This window comes from Trichothermofontia sp., from assembly GCF_053493415.1.
The window spans coordinates 14856-33415 of the sequence record NZ_JBRCAD010000140.1 but is presented as its reverse complement, the minus strand read 5'-3'; the positions used below and the strand labels follow the sequence as shown (position 1 = coordinate 33415).

General features: G+C 55.2%; 13 protein-coding genes and 1 tRNA gene. 4 read left to right on the top strand and 10 right to left on the bottom strand.

Annotation, left to right across the window (positions count from 1 at the left end):
- Positions 1-128: 128 nt before the first annotated feature.
- Entirely contained in the window at positions 129-407 is a 279-nt protein-coding gene (locus ACWIUF_RS12245; protein WP_448572676.1) for a hypothetical protein, read from the bottom strand.
- 500 nt (positions 408-907) lie between these two features.
- Here ACWIUF_RS12245 and ACWIUF_RS12240 point away from each other — a divergent pair, with 500 nt between their 5' ends.
- Positions 908-2719 carry an aspartate kinase gene (locus ACWIUF_RS12240; protein ID WP_448572675.1) on the top strand — a complete coding sequence of 604 codons (1812 nt, stop codon included), beginning with the start codon at positions 908-910 and terminating at the stop codon, positions 2717-2719.
- A 162-nt stretch (positions 2720-2881) separates the two neighbouring features.
- On the opposite strand, the gene hemC is transcribed toward ACWIUF_RS12240, so the two are convergent.
- From hemC to ACWIUF_RS12225, 3 genes are all read right to left on the bottom strand, one after another.
- Positions 2882-3850, bottom strand: coding sequence for a hydroxymethylbilane synthase (gene hemC, locus ACWIUF_RS12235; protein WP_448572674.1), 969 nt, complete (start codon positions 3848-3850; stop codon positions 2882-2884).
- A 409-nt stretch (positions 3851-4259) separates the two neighbouring features.
- A complete protein-coding gene (locus ACWIUF_RS12230; protein ID WP_448572673.1) occupies positions 4260-5168 on the bottom strand; it encodes a CoB--CoM heterodisulfide reductase iron-sulfur subunit B family protein in 909 nt (302 codons plus the stop codon).
- A 41-nt stretch (positions 5169-5209) separates the two neighbouring features.
- Positions 5210-6181, bottom strand: a complete 972-nt coding sequence (locus ACWIUF_RS12225; RefSeq protein ID WP_448572671.1) for a HEAT repeat domain-containing protein — start codon at positions 6179-6181, stop codon at positions 5210-5212.
- A 333-nt stretch (positions 6182-6514) separates the two neighbouring features.
- Here ACWIUF_RS12225 and ACWIUF_RS12220 point away from each other — a divergent pair, with 333 nt between their 5' ends.
- The gene (locus ACWIUF_RS12220) at positions 6515-6823 is read left to right on the top strand and encodes an RNA recognition motif domain-containing protein (RefSeq protein WP_448572669.1); all 309 of its coding nucleotides are present in this window, start codon (positions 6515-6517) and stop codon (positions 6821-6823) included.
- A 360-nt stretch (positions 6824-7183) separates the two neighbouring features.
- Positions 7184-7657 (top strand): PPC domain-containing protein, encoded by a 474-nt coding sequence (locus ACWIUF_RS12215; RefSeq protein ID WP_448572668.1) that lies wholly within the window; start codon positions 7184-7186, stop codon positions 7655-7657.
- A 74-nt stretch (positions 7658-7731) separates the two neighbouring features.
- Here ACWIUF_RS12215 and trmD read toward each other — a convergent pair whose 3' ends face one another.
- From trmD to ACWIUF_RS12195, 4 genes are all read right to left on the bottom strand, one after another.
- A complete protein-coding gene (gene trmD / locus ACWIUF_RS12210; RefSeq protein WP_448572667.1) occupies positions 7732-8439 on the bottom strand; it encodes a tRNA (guanosine(37)-N1)-methyltransferase TrmD in 708 nt (235 codons plus the stop codon).
- Between the two features lie 13 nt (positions 8440-8452).
- Entirely contained in the window at positions 8453-10423 is a 1971-nt protein-coding gene (gene sir / locus ACWIUF_RS12205) for a sulfite reductase, ferredoxin dependent (protein WP_448572666.1), read from the bottom strand.
- A 410-nt stretch (positions 10424-10833) separates the two neighbouring features.
- Complete coding sequence (locus tag ACWIUF_RS12200; protein ID WP_448572665.1) at positions 10834-11382, bottom strand: hypothetical protein; 549 nt, start codon at positions 11380-11382, stop codon at positions 10834-10836.
- A gap of 163 nt (positions 11383-11545) precedes the next feature.
- A complete protein-coding gene (locus ACWIUF_RS12195) occupies positions 11546-13816 on the bottom strand; it encodes a pentapeptide repeat-containing protein (protein ID WP_448572663.1) in 2271 nt (756 codons plus the stop codon).
- A 510-nt stretch (positions 13817-14326) separates the two neighbouring features.
- On the opposite strand from ACWIUF_RS12195, the gene ACWIUF_RS12190 reads away from it, so the two are divergent.
- Positions 14327-17086, top strand: a complete 2760-nt coding sequence (locus ACWIUF_RS12190) for an MGH1-like glycoside hydrolase domain-containing protein (protein WP_448572662.1) — start codon at positions 14327-14329, stop codon at positions 17084-17086.
- A 531-nt stretch (positions 17087-17617) separates the two neighbouring features.
- Here ACWIUF_RS12190 and ACWIUF_RS12185 read toward each other — a convergent pair.
- Together ACWIUF_RS12185 and ACWIUF_RS12180 are read right to left on the bottom strand one after the other, a co-directional pair.
- Positions 17618-17691 (bottom strand) — tRNA-Pro (locus ACWIUF_RS12185).
- A gap of 239 nt (positions 17692-17930) precedes the next feature.
- Entirely contained in the window at positions 17931-18542 is a 612-nt protein-coding gene (locus tag ACWIUF_RS12180) for a Uma2 family endonuclease (RefSeq protein WP_448572661.1), read from the bottom strand.
- Positions 18543-18560: the final 18 nt, after the last annotated feature.

The window sequence follows — 18560 nt, the reverse complement described above, 5'->3', positions numbered from 1 at the left end:
GGACAAAGCTGCTTCAAGATCAATTTGACAAGCTTCGGGAATGAGGCTATCATAGAACATCATTTTTTTATTTGTTAGAGGACAGAATACTGCATTCTGTCCCTTTTTTCCATCGCTTAACCTAACTTTCAACACTTCTGGTCGGCAATACCTAATAATGACCGGCCAACTTGGTTGATATAAATCAGTTGACCCGTGACCTCATGAACCGCAATTCCCATTGGTGTTGCATCTAGGAACTGGACTAAACGACTTTCCGTAACAACTTGTCCAATCTCCGCTTGCTCATGATCTGATAGATTTGTACTCGCTAGCAAAGAGAGCACCAACTGCTGAATGGTCTCTGGTGTCTTCTCCCAATCGGCTGGGACTATCTGCTCGAGGGAAAACCGTTGCCGCTTTGTCATAACCGCAGCACTGGATGATCTAGTCGATATAATTGCGTAAAGTATGCGTTCTTTTCTGCATCCTATTCTATGGCCTTATCCGCCAGTATCCGTGAATTAGCGTAAAATTCAATGGGTAATGGGTAACGAACGTTGATCCCCTGCTGTTGATAAATTTTTAATGAATCAGTTTATACATTAATATTGTCAAACTTTAGTCATTGCGAATTCCATGCGGAATGGCAACTTCCAAGGAATCCATTTATACATTGCACGATGACTGATGGGGACTGCTAGGCCGCCATCGGATTGTGCTAATGTCAACAGCGATACTCCAGCGATACACCGCTGGGCTGCCTGAGGTGCGCAGGGTACGCCGACTGGCTGATCCGACTCGCTGCGTTGTTATCCCCAGGATCGGGGACCCCTTGGCCCGTTAGGTGGGACAGCACAGTAGATGGGAAGGAATCTCAATGCTAAACTGGGGCAGACTTTAATTGCATTAACCAGCATCAAATATTGTGGGGCTAATCGTTCAAAAATACGGAGGGACTTCCGTTGGTACGGTCGAACGCATCCAGGCCGTTGCCCAACGGGTCCAGGCGACTGTTAACCAGGGGCATGGGGTTGTGGTTGTGGTGTCCGCAATGGGCAAAACGACCGATGACTTGGTGCAGTTAGCCCATGAGATTACGGCCAACCCCAGCCGCCGCGAGATGGATATGTTGCTCTCAACGGGGGAGCAGGTGTCGATCGCCCTACTGAGTATGGCCCTCCAGGCCATTGGCCAGCCCGCCATTTCGATGACCGGTGCCCAGGTGGGGATTATCACAGAGGCCATCCACAGCCGTGCCCGGATTTTGCAAATTGCCACCGATCGCATCGAACGTCACCTGAAGGATGGCAAGGTGGTGGTTATTGCGGGTTTCCAGGGCATTAGTAATACGGAGGAGTTAGAAATTACGACCCTGGGGCGGGGCGGGTCCGACACTTCTGCCGTGGCCCTGGCGGCAGCCCTTCAAGCCGACTGTTGCGAGATCTACACCGATGTGCCCGGTATCCTGACCACCGATCCCCGCCTAGTCACCGAAGCGCGGTTGATGACGGAAATCACCTGCGACGAGATGTTGGAACTGGCGAGTCTGGGGGCCAAGGTTTTGCATCCCCGTGCGGTAGAAATTGCCCGTAACTATGGCGTGACGCTGGTGGTGCGATCGAGCTGGACCGATGACCCCGGTACGCGGGTGTTGGCGCCGGCCTATCAACCCCGTCGGATTGAGGGGCTAGAAATTGTCCACCCGGTGGATTGCGTTGAATACGATCGCGATCAGGCTCGCATTGCCTTACTGCGGGTACCGGATCGGCCCGGCGTGGCGGCGCGGCTATTTGGGGAAATTGCCTGTCAGAATTTGGATGTGGATTTGATTATCCAGTCGATCCATGAGGGCAATACCAACGATATTGCTTTTACGGTAATCCAGGCATCGTTGTTGCGGGCTGAAGCGGTGGCAGCGGCCTTGGTACCAGCCTTAGGCGGCGTCACGACGGGTGCGCAGTCCTGTGATGTCATGATCGATCGCGCGATCGCCAAAGTCAGTATTGCGGGCGCGGGCATGATCGGGCGTCCGGGAATTGCAGCCCAAATGTTCGCCACCCTAGCGGCAGCCGGGATTAATATTCAGATGATTTCCACGTCGGAAGTTAAGGTCAGTTGTGTGGTGGCGGCGGCTGATTGTGATCGAGCCGTGGCGGTTCTCTGTGAAGCCTTTGAGGTGCCCAGCCAACCCACAGCGCAAGCGCCTGCGCAACCAACCGATATGCCACCGGTACGCGGGGTCGCGCTGGATCTCAACCAGGCCCAATTGGCGATTCGCGCCATTCCCGATCGACCGGGGATGGCGGCTAAGGTCTTCCAACTTCTGGCCGCCCATCAGATCAGTGTGGATATGATCATCCAGTCCCAGCGGTGCCGTGTGATTGAGGGGGTGACCACCCGCGACATTGCGTTTACGGTGGCGCAAGCGGATGCCGCCCAAGCCCAAGCCTGTTTGCAGGCAGTTGCCTCAGAGTTGGGCTTCCAGGAGGTGGTCGTGAACACAGCGATCGCCAAGGTGAGTGCGGTGGGGGCCGGAATGGTCGGACGGCCTGGGGTGGCGGCATGTATGTTCCGTGCCCTTGCGGCTGAACAGATCAATATTCAAATGATCACGACCTCAGAAATTAAGGTGAGTTGTGTCGTGGCCCAGGCGGAAGGGACCAGGGCACTGCAAGCGATCCATCGAGCCTTCCACCTGAAGGCGGCGGGGGCGGTAACCACCGGGGTAGCCACCTAGACCCTCCCTGGTCGCAACGTCTGGGTAGCGTAACCCGTTCAGGCTTGCCGATAGAAGACGAGTAGCTCGAACAGTAAGTTCTGCAACGTTCGTAGTGCTGGCTTTAGCTGGCAACGACTAAAGTCGTTACGACCAACGTTGTGAAACTTTATGTTTACTGTACTAGGCTTCGGTCCGTGTCTGGGCAATAATCTCATCTAAAATGGCCTGGGCACCCTGATGGCGCAAACGCTGGCCAAGTTCAATCCCGATCGCTTCCGCATCCGTGGCAGCTCCGGTGACACGGTCCTTCACCAATCGTTGACCGTCGATACTGGCAACCAAGCCCGTCAGGGTGAGATCGGTACCATTGAGGCTAGTGTAAACCCCGATCGGGACTTGACACCCCCCTTCCAACTCCCGCAGGAAAGCCCGTTCCGCCAGACAGGCGTGGGTAGTGGGCAGATGCTCAATCACCTTCAGTAGGCCGAGGATATCAGGATCATTGGCCCGACATTCAATCCCTAGGGCACCCTGACCCACCGCGTGGAGCGAAATTTCCGGAGGCAAGGTTTGGTGGATACGATCGTGCCAACCCATACGTTTCATCCCAGAGGTGGCCAGGATCAGGGCATCATACTCACCCGCATCCAGTTTGGCCAGACGCGTGTTTAAATTGCCGCGAATGTCCTTAAAGGTTAATTTGGGGAAATGGTGCCGCAATTGGGCCAAACGACGCAGAGACGAGGTCCCAACCACAGAGCCATCAGGCAGAGTTTCCAAGCGATGATTCTGATATTTCTCATGGACTACTAACGCATCCGAGGGATCTTCCCGTTCCGTGATGCACCCCAGGATTAACCCCTGTGCCAATTTGGTTTGGACATCCTTCAATGAGTGAACCGCAAAATCCGTTTCGCCGTCTAAAATACCCTGTTCTAGTTCCTTGGTGAACAGTCCCTTATCGCCAATTTTCGAGAGGGCCACATCCAGGATCTTATCGCCCTTAGTGCTGACTTCCTGCACCTCAAACTGTCGCTCTGGGAAATGGGTTTGTAGTTGATCTTTTACCCAGTAGGTTTGGATCAAGGCTAATTGACTTTTCCGTGAACCAATGCGGACAGTACGGGTGGGGCTGGCAACAGTAGACATGCTTTCTTCTTGAACAAGTGACAGTAATCATGAATGACGGCACAACTGGCGAAATCAGCTCAGGGCGAAACGCTTGTCGAGAATGCCGAGAAATCGTAATGTAAACCACAAGTTTACACTCTATCGCAGGGCTTGACCCTTTCTGCCGGGGGGCGATCCGCTGTTTATAAATCTTGACATTGTGCTTCCTGACCCACAAACACCCTATCCCAATAACAGATCCCAATAACAGACAGGCTCAAGGCAAGCTCCGGCGATCGTCAGGTTGAACATGGGCTTGCCGTCTCGGCTGTCTGGGTAGCAAGCAAGATGCCTACCCCACCATTGAACATGGGCTTGCCGTCTCGGCTGTCTGGGTAGCAGGCAAGATGCCTACCCCACAACAGCTTGGCAATCTCCCAACAGATACCTATCCCACCGGAAGTTTCTCCCAAACTGGTCGGGTAGACACCACATGGCGATCTAGCCCTAATTGGGTGGGTTCCAGGCCCAGAGCTAGGCAGACCAATTGGGGGAGATGCAGGACGGGTAGGCCTAGTTTTTGGCCGATCGCGGCTTCAATTTCCGGTTGGCGCGAGTCCAGTTGGAGGTGACAGAGGGGGCAGGGCGTGACCAGACAATCGGCCCCAGCGGCGATCGCGGCTTGAATCGGTTGGGCCGCCAGCTTAAACGACTCTGGGGTGGCATAGCTGGAAATTGGCCAGCCACAACATTGGGTGCGCCCACGATAGTAGACGGGCGTGGCCCCTAGGGCACGGAAGACTTGCTCCATCGACTCCGGTTGTAGGGGATCATCATAGGGGATCTGATCCTGTGCCCGCAGTAGATAGCAGCCATAGAAGGAGGCACACTTCAGACCCGACAATTGCCGGGTAACCCGCTGGGCCAGTGCTGCAATGCCATAGTCACCCACTAAGGCCCAGAGCAGGTGTTTCACCTCGGTACTGCCCCGATAAGGAGAACAGCCCTCTTGCCGCAAAAAGCCATTGACCTGTTCCATATAGTTGGGATCGCTTTGCTGGAAACGCTTGAGCCGTTCATCCACATGGCCGATCACCCCCTGGCACGTACTGCAATGGGTCAAGAGGGGTAGGTTCAGGGCTTCGGCAAGGGCAATATTGCGAGCATTGACCGTATCCTCCAGCAAACTGGATTCCTCCTTGAAGGTGCCAGAACCACAGCAGGCGGCTTGCTTGAGTTCCACCAAGTCAATTTGAAGGGCCTGGGCAAGGGCTTGGGTAGACTGGTATAGCTCACGGCAAGCACCTTGGGCAACACAACCAGGGAAATAAGCATAACGAAGGGTGGGGGCAGTCATAGGTAAAGCGGGGCAATTAAAGCGAGTGCGATCGGGTCCGGCTAACAGTCTAACTGATTCAGTTCTGGGCGTTCCTTAACCCGTTGTTGCACCTGGGGCCAGAGGGTGGGGTCCTGGCGATAAATGCTTAGGGCTTTGAAGGCGTCCTGGGCATCTTGACGGGCAGCCGCTGTCACCAGATCCAGTAAAAATTCGAGGGCGGCATCGCTCCGGAGGGTGGCGATCGTTAACAGGGCGGTTTTGCGTAATCCGGGATCGCGCACGTGTTGCCACCAATCCCGTAGCAGGGGAAAGGCTGCCGGATGGTCGGATTCACTGAGGGCTAGGGCAACGGCCTCGGCAATTTCGGTTGCGTCCCCCAAGCCCAGATGATCGCGGGCATAGAGGTAGTCCTGGACCAGCGGCAATGAACTGCTGGGGGCTAGCTTAAGAAGAGCCGCGAAGTACTCTGATAATAGGGGAGGGGTATCCCCCAGTTTGATCCGTAAACGGAGGAGCGGTACCCCCTGATCATTATCGCTATAGGCGATCGCGCGGGCCGCACCCACACGAGCTTCCGGCTCCGGATCGGCCAGGAGATCCGCTAACTCGATCATCACAGCGGGATAGTTCATGCGGACAAGGCCCAGGGCGCAAGTCCCCCGCAGTTTGGGGGCTGTGTCAGTCTGGCCACCCCAGACCGGCTCTGGTTGCATATGGTGAATGCCCGTGAGGAAAAGGGCCGCGTCACGATAGTCCAGACGGTAAAGGGTTTCGGCGATCGCCTGTTTCCCTACACAGCCCGGATCGGTGGTTTGGGGCTTTTGCAGGAGCTGCTCGAACGCGGTAACCAAATCCGGCACCCGATCTTGTAACTCAAGTTGCCCCACTAACTTGGCGGCTTGGGCGATCGCAACGCCCTGTTTACTGTGCAAAACCCGGCGCAAAACCGTTTGACCGTCCGTCGTGGTTGGATCATCCCGAATTTGCTTAAGGGCGCTCGTCAGCTCCTCTAGCTTACGTGATTTGGCCATCGCCTTTCAGTTCAAAAATACCATTTTCTCATGGATACGCCTCGATCGCTCGTTCCCTTACAGCCCTTCCCTCTCTAATGAAGTACTGTTAAGCCTTGTGAACAAGGGGCTTAAGCCCCTTGCTTGTACCTCACCAAGCGTGGAAGGGCTGTAAACCGTCTCCAGGCAGGACGGTTGCCTCGAACTTTCTGGAGATGCTATAATCCCCAAGACGAGGTAAATATCGGTTGCAGCAGTTGTTTCTAGTACGAACGGGTTCTCATCGTTTTTTCACTGACAAGCTTCTCTCCGAAATTTCACTCTCTGCGTTTTTCCTGGTTTTGGAGACAAGTTATGTCGATTTATGTAGGTAATCTTTCCTATCAAGTTACGGAAGCAGATCTGAGTTCTGTATTTGCAGAATACGGTTCTGTTAAGCGGGTGCAACTGCCCACCGATCGGGAAACGGGTCGGATGCGGGGTTTTGGCTTTGTAGAAATGGGTACCGATGCGGAAGAAGAAGCCGCGATCGAGGCTCTGGATGGGGCCGAGTGGATGGGCCGTGATCTCAAGGTCAACAAGGCTAAGCCCCGTGAAAACCGGAGTGGCGGCGGTTCTTTTGGTGGTGGGCGTCGGAACAACAGTTTCTCGCGCAGTTACTAAGGTGATTTAGTCGCATCCCAGCCACGACTAAGTTTTTCATTTTTGAGTAGTAATATTGAAGCTCTAGTGTGATCACTAGGGCTTTTTATTTGAGAGTACCTCGATTACAGCCCTTCCCTCTTTCATGAAGTACCGTCAAGCCTTGTGAACAAGGGGCTTAAGCCCCTTGTCTATACCTCACCAAGTATGGAAGGGCTGTCATTGGGGTTGGGAGTCGTTGCCCTGTCCCAACCCAAAAGCGACGGCTCAGACACCCGGAACAGCGTCATGGCCGCTTGTATAAAAGGGCATCTCCCTTGCTGTGTGCCTAAAATTAGGCCATGCTGGAGCGAGCTACTCTGCATGATGTCACCGAAACCTATGGATTTTACCTATTTGTCGGTTAAGCCTCGTGGTCGTTGGTTCAGAGCCTTAGCGTGTTTACCCGGCAGCCTTCTTCTCGTTGGGGTAACCAGTCTGGCGGCTCCGGCCCAATCCCGGTTGTATAACCCTATCCCCATGCCTGCCAATAATGAGGTCACCGACACGCTCTCTGCCCAGGATATTCCGACGGGGCAGGGTGGCTTTGCGCGAGATTATGTCGTAAATCTACAGGCGGGTGATCAGCTCGCGATCGACTTGTCTTCCGATAGTTTTGATACGATCGTCACCCTCCTAGCTGCGGATGGCACCACTGTGGGCGAAAACGATGATGGCCCAGATGGGACAACTAATTCCCTTCTGTTCACCCGAATTACAAAAACGGACAGATACATTGTGCGGGTGCGGGCCTTTGGTGAGGCGGCGGGCGGTCCCTTTAAGCTCAAATTAACCCGCCTGCGTCCGGTTCCTTAGAACTGAGAAGCGAGAAGCGAGAAGCGAGAAGCGAGAAGTGAGAAGTGAGAAGCGGGGATAGCAATACGAGTCCCTCACTCCTCACGCTCCAAACGGTGTTGTTGCAACCAGCGGGCATAGAGGTCCGGGCGGCGGGTCTGGGTTCGTTGGATTTGCTGCTGGTGTCGCCAAGCGGCGATCGCTGAGTGATTGCCCGATCGCAACACCTCCGGCACGGGCCAGCCTCGAAACACCGCCGGACGGGTGTACTGGGGATAGTCCAACAGCCCATCTTCAAAGCTTTCGGCCTTGAGCGAAGCTGCCTTCCCCACGGTTCCTGGCCGCAGTCGAATCACCCCATTGAGTAGGGCCAGGGCCGGAATTTCCCCACAGGTCAGCACAAAATCCCCCAACGAGATCTCCCGCGTCACCAAATGCAGGACCCGCTCATCGACACCTTCATAGTGCCCGCACAGGACCACTAACTGGTCGTAGTCAGCGGCAAGCTGCTGGAGGACGGGTTGGCGCAGGGGTTCCCCCTGCGGGGTCATTAGGATGACCTCCCGGCGGGGCAGGACTGGCAAGGATTCAACCGCTGCAAACAGGGGTTCCGGCTTCATGAGCATCCCCACCCCACCCCCATAGGGTTCATCATCAACCCGGTGGTGCTTGTCCGTGGTGAAGTCACGGGGATTGGTGAGGTGGACCGTGGCAATCCCCTTCTCTAGGGCCTTCCCCAGTAACCCCGATCGCAGGGGCGAATCAAAAAATTCTGGGAACAGGGTTACCAGGTCAAAGCGCACGGTCCTACCTCGGTCAAGCTTCAGGGCCTAGGTAGGCATTAATCGCTTCTGTTGCCAATTCTACGATCGATACTCCCCGTTGTTCGGCTGCCGTTTTGAGGCGTTGATAGATGGGATCAGCGACATCGACTCGCCGCCGCAGGCGTTTTTTCGCAGGGGGTTTCGGCGCATCAGCCTCCGCCATTGCGATATGGCCATTGCTTGCGTGAATTTCCAGGGAGGTGTCTAGGGTCATAAAGGTTGCTCGGAATTGACGAATCGCCTCCAAACCCACTCGGTGGCAAAAGTCACCAAAGCCTTCACCGGGCTGGCGCGACTGCTTAAAGTAGGTCAGGATGGGGGTTAACTCGGCCTCTAGGTCTGCGATCGGTAGCCGATCCAGGTAGGGTTCAGCCAATCGGGTTTGATTGGCTGCCCCGCCCAACCAGACTTGATAGGCATCAGGGGCGCTGCCCACGAGGCCCAGTTCGGCCACGTAGGGACGGGCGCAGCCATTCGGACACCCAGTCATGCGAATCACAAAGGGTTCCTGACTGAGATCCATGCGATCCAGCAGAGTTCGCACTCGACCGACCACACTGGGGATAACCCGTTCGGCTTCGGCGATCGCCAGACCGCAGGTAGGCAGAGAGGGACAAGCCATTGCCGATCGCACGAGGGGATCGATCATCGTTTCCGATTGGACGCCATAGCGCTCCAGGATATCCCGCACCTTGGGTTCGATCGCTGGCTCGATATCGGTTAGGATCAGGTTTTGATGGGGGGTGAGCCGCATCGGCAACTGGAACTGCTCAACAATTTGACGGAGTGCCGTGCGCAGTTGCCAGGTGCCGTCATCTTTAACGCGACCGTTATTGATCGAAATCCCCACAAAGCGTTTCCCATCGCCCTGGTCATGCCACCCTAAAAAGTCCAAATACTGGAAGGGAGGCAAGGGCCGGAACGGTTGCAGCGGCTTGCCCAGGTAGCGTTCGACGGTTTGCCGGAAGCGATCGACTCCCCAGTCGTGGATCAGGTACTTGAGGCGGGCATGGCGACGCTGGCTGCGATCGCCATAGTCCCGTTGGGTGGCCACGATCGCCTTCACCAAATCGTAGATATCGGCGCGATCGACATAGCCAATGGGATCGGCCAAGCGGGCAAAGGTTTCTGCCTTATTGTGGGTCCGCCCCAGCCCCCCCCCGGCCAACACATTAAAGCCTTCCACTTCACCCTGATCGTTGCAAAAGACCACCAACCCCAAATCCTGGGTGTAGAGGTCCACCGAATTATCCCCCGGCACCGTCACGGCACATTTGAACTTGCGTGGCATGTACTGGGTGCCGTAGATCGGCTCTTCCCGATCGGCCAATAGGGTGCCATTGAGGTTGCGCTGGCGGGCCAGTTTTACCTCCGGATGTTCTTCGCCACTGAGGACTTTTTCGCCATCCAGCCAAATTTCGTAGTAGGCCCCTGTTTGTGGGGTCAGGAGATCCGCCACCCGGTTGGCATAGTCCCAGGCGTGTTGATACGCTGGGCGATTTTTATAGGGCGCGGGCGGAGCCATCACGTTGCGGTTGAGGTCGCCGCAGGCCCCTAGGGTTGATCCCAAATTGCGCACGATCGCCGCCACGACGGTTTTGAGATTCTTCTTGAGAATGCCGTGGATCTGGAACCCCTGGCGATCGGTCACCCGCAGGGTATGGTTGCCATATTCGTCACAGAGACGATCGAGGGTAAGGAATAATTGGGGCGGAATCAGGCCACCAGGGCTGCGGGTACGCAGCATAAACTGATAATCTTTCTCTTGCCCCTTCACCCGGTTATCCCGATTGTCCTGCTGGTAAGAACCGTGGAACTTGAGGATTTGCACCCCATCCTCACTAAAGTGGGTGGTATCCTGCAACAGCTCGGTAGCGACAGGTTCCCGTAGATAATGGCTACGTTCCTTCAGACCTTCAACTTTGGATGGCTTGTGGGCCGGTGGTGCAGAGACATTGACCATTGTGGACTTTTCCCCGGTAACTCGGTCGGGATTGCGTTGAATTCCGATCGTACCACCGTGTGACCCCTGCCTGGGAAGGCCGTTGCAAAAGTCGTATGATTGCAGCAAAACTTCATACAACCGGACGAATCAGCCACCTACGGGTCGAACAGCTATCCGAAAATCGTCATAAACTGTTAACGTCGATCGTGACGATCGCTGTTCACAAGGCTATCTTAGCCCGATTGTGCGCTGACAGGTATTCCAAAGCTGCAAGAGTTGCGACACAGGTGCAGGTATTGCCGACTGTGCCTCCACGCCGATCGGCGCTAGGTCCACAGCCCACTGGACGATCTATTCCCGGTGCTTGCTCCGGACAGTAACGGTGACTTACCGGCGGGTATTGGTATCTTGGCTGCCCTAGGCACTCATCATCGGAAGTTCAAGCCGACCCCTCCTTGCAGGGAAACGGCAGCCCCCCCGGCTTCGCGATAGGCATCAAAGGCAATAATGGCATTGCCAAATAGGACTAAATTCGAGTCAGGCAGCGCGAAGTCGATACCGGGTTGGATCGCAAAGGCATTTTTGTTGCCCACGGGGGAAGGGGATTCACCCTTGGAGAAGGCATAGCCCACGCCAATATAGGCATCACTCTGCCAACTGAGGGGGAAATCGTAGGATACCGTTGGCACAAAAGCGGTTGTTGGGTTAAACAGGAGTGTTTGGGTCCGCAGGGAGATCGGGACCTCTAGAATCTTGTACCGGGTACTAAAGACGGCAGCACTCTTGCGATCTTCACTATCAGCCCCCCCATGCGTGTCCCCTTCCGTCAGACCACCGGAAAATCCAATCCCAACGTAGCTGCCATAGGCGGCCTGGGCGTGGACCGGGGAGCTACGCACAGGGAGACTGACGATCGCGGCCAGACTGGCCCCAGCGATCGCGCTCAGACCAAAACCAAGACGGTAGAGATATCGCATTTGCCGCTCCTTCTTCACATCGAAACATCACTACAACTGGGAACTCATTAGGGGGATGAACCTGGGCGAACGACCTAACGAATCACCGTGTTCCCTAACGACTGGTTTACCTTAGCAAATGTTAGCCATTTTGCCCCATCCTCTGGACAGGTTAATCGCCTGCCTACTGGGCAGTGGATGCCCAACATTGGGGATGAATACCCCCGTGTTGACAAATGTAATCAATTTGGGTTTGGTTGAGGTTACGCACCTTGGCAAAGTTCACCCCCTGGACGATCGTCGATAGGCTGGTATCACTCGCCGGACGCACAAACTCATTGCTGGTGACCGAAGTCGGCTGGGTAAAGATGACTCGATAGAAATCGGCATCATCCAGGTTCGCCCCCCGCAGGTCGGCCAAACTGAGGTCGGTGTGGTGTAACCGAGCCAACTGAAGCTGAGCACCCTGGAGATCGGCTCCGGCTAATCGGGCTGCACTGAGATTGGCCTGCTGGAGATTGGCCCGCTGGAGGTTGGCCCCTGAGAGATCCGCTCCCTGCCATTCCGAGGCGGTTAAATTGGCCTGGGGCAGTTGGGCACCGAGGGCTTTTACCTGGCTCATCTGGGCACCCTGGAGGTTGGCCTGGGTCAGGTTTGTATTACCAAGATCAGCCCCCGTGAAGCTGGCTTGGTCGAGCAGCGCCCGTTCCAGGTTAGCCCGGTTCAGGTCAGCGCTGCTGAGGTTGGCCCCGGTCAAGTGTGCCCCGCTGAGATCAGCCTTTTGTAAATTGGCGCGAATGAAGCTGGTCCGCTTGAGGAGGGCCTGACTGAGGAACGCGCCCGCCAGATCGGCTTCCTTAAGATCCGCCCCACTCAGATCGGCAATCCAGTCATCAAACGTACCCCAGCGGCGATCGGCCCCTAGCCCATAGAAGCGGCTACCCCGGAGGCTGGCTCCCACCAGCGCCGCCCCCCGCAGTTGTATCCCCGCCAGGTCTACCTTGTCGAGATTGAGGGTGAACTGGGTTGTCGGCGAAGTTGTTTGGCTGAGGTGAACCTGACTGAGGTCGAGGTTACGAATTTGACCGCTATAGAGAATCAGGATTTTGGCGATCGCCCGCTGGGTCGCCTGTAGCCGATCCAAGGTCAAGGTTTGGGCTTCTTTTGCCGCCGCGAACCGGAGGGAACTCAGGTCGTTGCGCAGGGTGCGGTTCAGGCGGTGCAGATAGGGCAGGGCCGGGGGACCCGTACTGACAAGGGCCTGGTGCAGGGTTTCCATTAAAGGGGCCTGGGTTTCCTGGCTGAGGAGATCAACCAGTAGGGGGACAGCCCGTGGCTCACGCACCTGGCCCCCAGCATTGAGGGCACCCAGGGCCAAGATCGCCTCCTGCCGTTCATCGGTCCCGGCATCCGAATTGGGGCTGAGCAGACGTACCAACGTGAGAAAGACCTCATTGTCCTGGTTCTGAAGTTCCCGCTGGTTGGTTTGCCCCTGGATATAAAACTGGGTGCCCACCACTGTCCCCAGCACCGCCGTCAGGCTGGAGAGCAAGACAATCAGCAGGGTAAGGCCAGGATGTTGCCGCATCCATGCCCAAAGTCCCTGGCGGTGCGGCCTTTCTGGAGCCAGGATGATCGAGGTGATGGCGGCCTGCTCCTGGAGGTCACGCCAGTGGGGAACTGCCGCTGCTGGCCCCGGCCCGTTCTGCCCACTGTCAACGGTCACCGATCGATAACTGGCCACGGGATCAGACCACTGCCAGGGAATCGCCGGACGGGGGGGGGCATGGTGGCGCTGTCCGGCACTGGCCGTCAGCACATAGGTGCCCGCCAGCCGATCGTGCCAGGTCCGACGGTGGCGATCGCTCAAGGCGACACTGCCAGCTACCGTCATTAACGCCCCCACCAGCATGATCAAAATGCGTAGGTCGGGGAACGCCCCCGTGTAGCGCCACACCAAGTAGGCCATACCCACAGGAACGCCCCAGCGGCCACCCACTTCCCGGAGTAGCGATCGGGCCATACCAGGGGGACTCCCGGCGGCATCAACCACCTGAAGCCCTAACCAGCGTTTAGGCGCGGTTTGCCCCGTTCGCGCGAGGGCATACAGTTGCCAGCCCACCACCAGCACGGGTAAGAGGAGGGCGCTGGACCAAAACAGATTCGTGAGGGGAGCAACCAGGCGATCGGGCTGACGACGGGGAATCGCTAGGGTTTGGGCGATCGACTCCTGGGCAGTGACTACCACTGGATTCAGGGGGACGGGTGTCCCCTGAAAACGCTGGTTGGCTTGCTGGCCCAGTTCCCAGGGGAGAGCCATGCTGATCCCGATCAGCGCCAGCTCGATCGTCCAAGCACTCAATCGCCGCCAACTGACGGGTAAGGCTTTGGGACGCAACCGCTTACCAGAACGTTTGGTATGGGCAACCCTGCTACGAACGCTTGGACTCGCCATTGTAAAGTCCTCGACTCACGGATAAAATCCCTGCGATCCTCCCGGTTCCCTTGCCCCCCAAGGGCAGGGTCCGAGCGCAAGGCTCTCCATGTTGTACCTTACTGGCCCCAAACTGCAAAGGGGCAAGGAATAATCGGCGGTGAACCCCTGGTAACCCCCACGCTGATCGTGGCCAGTACTCCCCCAAGCAAGGGAGCAGTGAGGTGTGAGCGGTGGCCAACCGCATAAATTTATCCCAATCATAAAGTTGCAATTATGAAGTTCAATCATGAAAATTATGAAGTTGCAATCATGAAGTTGATACAGGGTAGACTAACTAATATTAATTTAGTGATTAACCAGCTAAGTTGAATAGAAATAGCGCTGAAAGTAAATCTTAAAAAAATTGACGTAAAAGACATCAGCTAGGAATAGGATTGCTATGATTTGGGGCGGTACTAAACGATAGCCATTACTCGCTAACGTGATAGTCGTACTGGTCCTAACTTCTACTCATATCTCAGGTTTACTATGAACATTGAACAAACCCGACTGAAGGCCGCCCGTGATCCCCAAACCCCTTGGAAGAAGTGGGGTCCCTACCTGAGTGAACGACAGTGGGGAACGGTACGGGAAGACTACAGCGACGATGGTAATGCCTGGGACTATTTTTCCCATGATCAAGCGCGATCGCGGGCCTACCGGTGGGGTGAGGATGGGCTGGCAGGGATTTCCGATGATCACCAGGTACTTTGCTTTGCCCTAGCGCTCTGGAATGGCCAAGATCCCATTATTAAAGAACGCCTGTTTGGGTTAACTAACAGTGAGGGCAATCATGGCGAGGATGTGAAGGAATATTACTTCTACCTGGATAGTACGCCCACCCATTCCTATATGAAATATCTTTACAAATATCCCCAGGCGGCCTATCCCTACGAAGATTTAGTAAAGACTAATCGGGATCGCGGTCGCCACGAACCAGAGTATGAATTACTAGATACGGGGATCTTTGCGGACGATCGCTACTTTGATGTGTTTGTCGAATATGCCAAGGAGGGTCCGGAAGATGTCCTCATCCAGATTACGGTCTGTAACCGGGGACCCGAAGCAGCCCCGCTCCATGTGCTGCCGACCCTCTGGTTCCGCAATACTTGGTCTTGGGGAGATGGCGGCTCCAAACCGGTCCTGAAGGATGCCAGCACAGCCCAGACGGCGATCGTCGAAGCCCACCACACCGATCACCTCTTTCAACAATGGCTGAGTGATTACTATTTCTACTGTGACGCGTCTCCCGCTGGGAGTCAGAAGGTCCCGTTACTCTTCACCGAAAACGAAACGAACAATGCCCGCCTCTTTGCGACGCCCAATGCTAGTCACTACACCAAAGATGGCATTAATAACTACGTGGTCCACGGCCTAACGGATGCGGTGAACGCCACCCAAGGGACCAAAGTTGCGCCCCACTATACCCTCACGGTGGCCGCAGGAGCGACATCGGTGATTCGTCTCCGGTTAGCCCGTAAAGCGGTGAGTGTGATCGGGAGTCCTTTCGCTAATTTCGACACAATCGTGCAAACCCGCCGCCAGGAAGCCGATGCCTTTTATGGCGCGATTATTCCCCCCTCACTGCAAGCGGATACCGATCGCATCAATGTTTGGCGTCAAGCCCTAGCGGGAATGCTCTGGACAAAACAGTATTTCTACTACGACGTGGATAAATGGCTCGAAGAACGGAATGTCTCACCGTGGGAGCGGGATAAACGCCAGCATGTGCGCAATGGGGAGTGGTTCCATGTCCTTTGTGATGACATTATTTCCATGCCCGATAAGTGGGAATATCCCTGGTTTGCCGCTTGGGATTTAGCTTTTCACATGTTGCCCTTGGCGATCGTGGATTCTGATTTTGCCAAGGAACAGTTGGATCTGATGTTGCGCAACGACTATCTCCATCCCAATGATCAAATTCCGGCCTATGAGTGGAACTTTGGTGATGTCAATCCCCCCGTCCATGCCTATGCGACAATGCAAATTTATCTATTGGATAAGGCTCGTAACGAAGGTAAGGGCGATTTAGATTTCCTCAAGTATGCCTTCTCAAAGTTGTTGGTGAACTTTACCTGGTGGGTTAACCGGAAAGACCGGGATGGCAACAATGTCTTTGAAGGCGGCTTTTTAGGATTAGACAACATTGGGGTCTTCGATCGCAGTTCGCCCCTACCAACGGGTGGCTACCTAGAGCAGGCGGATGGGACGGCGTGGATGGTTTTCTTCAGCCAACAAATGCTACGGATTGCCGTTGAGTTAGCGGTCCATGATCCCCTTTATGAAGAATTTGTCAGCAAGTTCTTTGAACATACGATGTGGATCGGCGGAGCGATGGATCGCATAGGCGATCACCACGACGAAATGTGGGATGAAGAGGATGGCTTTTTCTATGATGTCCTACGCTTCCCCGATGGTAATGCTGTGCGCCTGAAGGTGCGATCGCTGGTTGGTTTACTTCCCCTCGCAGCGGTGGCTATCTTTAGTAAAGATGATGTGGTCAAGCTGCCTAACTTTGTCAAACGCGCCACCGACTTTTATCGCCGCCACCCGGAACTGACGGTGAATATGCACTTGCCCAACCAAGCGGGGCTGGCCGGTCGGCGGATGTTGTCCCTGTTTACGGAGGACAAACTGCGACGGGTACTGACGCGGATGCTGGATGAAAATGAATTCCTTAGCCCCTATGGGATTCGATCGCTCTCCCGCTACCACCAGGATCATCCCTTTGTCTTCCACCATGACGGCCAAGATTTCCGTGTTGCCTATGTGCCAGGGGATTCGGATACGGGGATGTTTGGGGGCAATTCCAACTGGCGCGGTCCTGTCTGGATGCCCGTGAATATCCTGTTTGTCTCAGCCCTGCGACGCTTGTATGCCTTTTATGGGGATGACTTTAAGATTGAGTGTCCCACGGGTTCGGGGCAGCAGATGACCCTACTAGAGGTATCCCAGGAATTGAGTGAGCGGCTGTCCCGCTTGTTCCTCAAGGACCATAACCAACGCCGCCCCATCTATGGGGCAGTGGAAAAATTCCAAACCGATCCCCATTGGCGAGATCTGATTCTGTTCTATGAATATTTCCACGGGGATACGGGATCAGGGATTGGGGCCAATCATCAAACGGGCTGGACGGGTTGTGTCGCCACGCTGATTCAAACCTCTGGCATGCTGACCAAGGAATTGGTACAGGAACTTCTCTTGGCCTCTGATGTGGAATACCAATTCATCGCTCGTTATAAACGCTAATTAGATCGCGCTAAGGCCCTCACCCCCTCGCCTGCTCTGGGCGAGGGGTTTTAGATCTGTTCCGCCGTGTTGTCAAAGATGCATCCGGTTGGGGTAAGCCATTCCTTAGAGATGGCAATCTTGCCAGCGGCGGAACCTGAGCCTACCTCTTTTAGGCCAGCTTCTCTGCGACCCGATCGCATTCTTTTTTCAATGCAATCTGTGTTAGCAGGCGCAAGTGATCAAGGACTTGAACTTGAGTTAGTCCATCCCCATAGGCAGGTCTTCAATCTGCTCTTAAATTGGCATCAAGTCGGCGAGACCCAACACGTTTGCTGACCTTCTTGGGTTTCACTACATTTGACCTAATCTAGCGAAATCTAAGTTGACAGGGCACTAGGCCTGATCGTCGATCGAGAACCCGGTCATAGCTTATTTGCTCTAGGAAGCCATGCACTGGCAAAACCTAGTGATCTGATACAGCTACCAGATATACCCATACTAGAAAGCTCAGAACCCCTATATTGAGAGAGTCCTGAGCCTGAAAGTCAATCGGAGCGACTGGATTTGAACCAGCGACCCCCACTACCCCAAAGTGGTGCGCTACCAAGCTGCGCTACGCCCCGAACCGGATTATCATCCTAGCATACAATCGCCCCTTCTCAAAGCAGAATTTGCGGAATCGCAGAATTTGCGGAACTTTGTAAGCCTGCCGCACCCAACTTCACCGACAGCACCACATCAATGTTGGCGAACAACCCGTCGTTGGCAGGCAGCCCATCACAACGACCCGGTCGTAAACCTTAATGCCCCGTTTTGCAGCCCTGCGATCGCGGCGGGTGACGTAAGGGATATGGGTTTCCGCCTAATAGGAACTGTCCGCCTTGGGTGCCCCTAGGCCCAAAAGATCTGCCGCCGTCAATACCCAATCAGGCACCACTGCCGACTGGATTGGCTCACTACCCCGAAACACCGTATCCTCATACTGACCCTCCACCCATTGGCAGACCGTCACTTGCTGTTCTTCTGGATCAACGATCCAATACTCAGCAATTTCTCGCGCCGCATATTCCGTATGTTTGTAGCGATAATCCCGATCGCGATTCGCCTTACCCGGCGACACAATTTCAATCACTAAGGCCGGTGGCGGCATCTCCCACGTAATCGTCGCGCGCCCCCTGCCCGCCAGTGCCGCTTTGGACGCTTCCGTATGCACCAATAAATCCGGTAACCGGCAACGTGCCCGTCGCCCCATCACCTCAATCTCTGTATCTTTATAAGCGAGTAGTGCCGCCGGGAAATACTTTGCCAATTCAAACAGTAAGCGTCTGGCAATATCGTTATTTTCATCCGATTCCGGAGGCATTGCGACTAAGACTCCATCGACCAATTCATAGCGGGTATCGGTGCCATCGTCATAGGCAAGATAGTCCTCCAGGCTGAGGTAGGGGGTAGGGGGTGAAGTTGTGGGAGGCATGACAAGCAGTGAGGGCTA

Excerpts from the sequence above, each read along its gene's own strand:
- ACWIUF_RS12220 (WP_448572669.1), top strand. The coding sequence starts at position 6,515 with ATGTCGATTTATGTAGGTAATCTTTCCTATCAAGTTACGGAAGCAGAT.
- ACWIUF_RS12190 (WP_448572662.1), top strand. The coding sequence starts at position 14,327 with ATGAACATTGAACAAACCCGACTGAAGGCCGCCCGTGATCCCCAAACC.
- ACWIUF_RS12200 (WP_448572665.1), bottom strand. The coding sequence starts at position 11,382 with ATGCGATATCTCTACCGTCTTGGTTTTGGTCTGAGCGCGATCGCTGGG.
- ACWIUF_RS12215 (WP_448572668.1), top strand. The coding sequence starts at position 7,184 with ATGGATTTTACCTATTTGTCGGTTAAGCCTCGTGGTCGTTGGTTCAGA.
- ACWIUF_RS12245 (WP_448572676.1), bottom strand. The coding sequence starts at position 407 with ATGACAAAGCGGCAACGGTTTTCCCTCGAGCAGATAGTCCCAGCCGAT.
- ACWIUF_RS12195 (WP_448572663.1), bottom strand. The coding sequence starts at position 13,816 with ATGGCGAGTCCAAGCGTTCGTAGCAGGGTTGCCCATACCAAACGTTCT.
- ACWIUF_RS12230 (WP_448572673.1), bottom strand. The coding sequence starts at position 5,168 with ATGACTGCCCCCACCCTTCGTTATGCTTATTTCCCTGGTTGTGTTGCC.
- hemC (WP_448572674.1), bottom strand. The coding sequence starts at position 3,850 with ATGTCTACTGTTGCCAGCCCCACCCGTACTGTCCGCATTGGTTCACGG.
- ACWIUF_RS12225 (WP_448572671.1), bottom strand. The coding sequence starts at position 6,181 with ATGGCCAAATCACGTAAGCTAGAGGAGCTGACGAGCGCCCTTAAGCAA.
- sir (WP_448572666.1), bottom strand. The coding sequence starts at position 10,423 with ATGGTCAATGTCTCTGCACCACCGGCCCACAAGCCATCCAAAGTTGAA.
- ACWIUF_RS12180 (WP_448572661.1), bottom strand. The coding sequence starts at position 18,542 with ATGCCTCCCACAACTTCACCCCCTACCCCCTACCTCAGCCTGGAGGAC.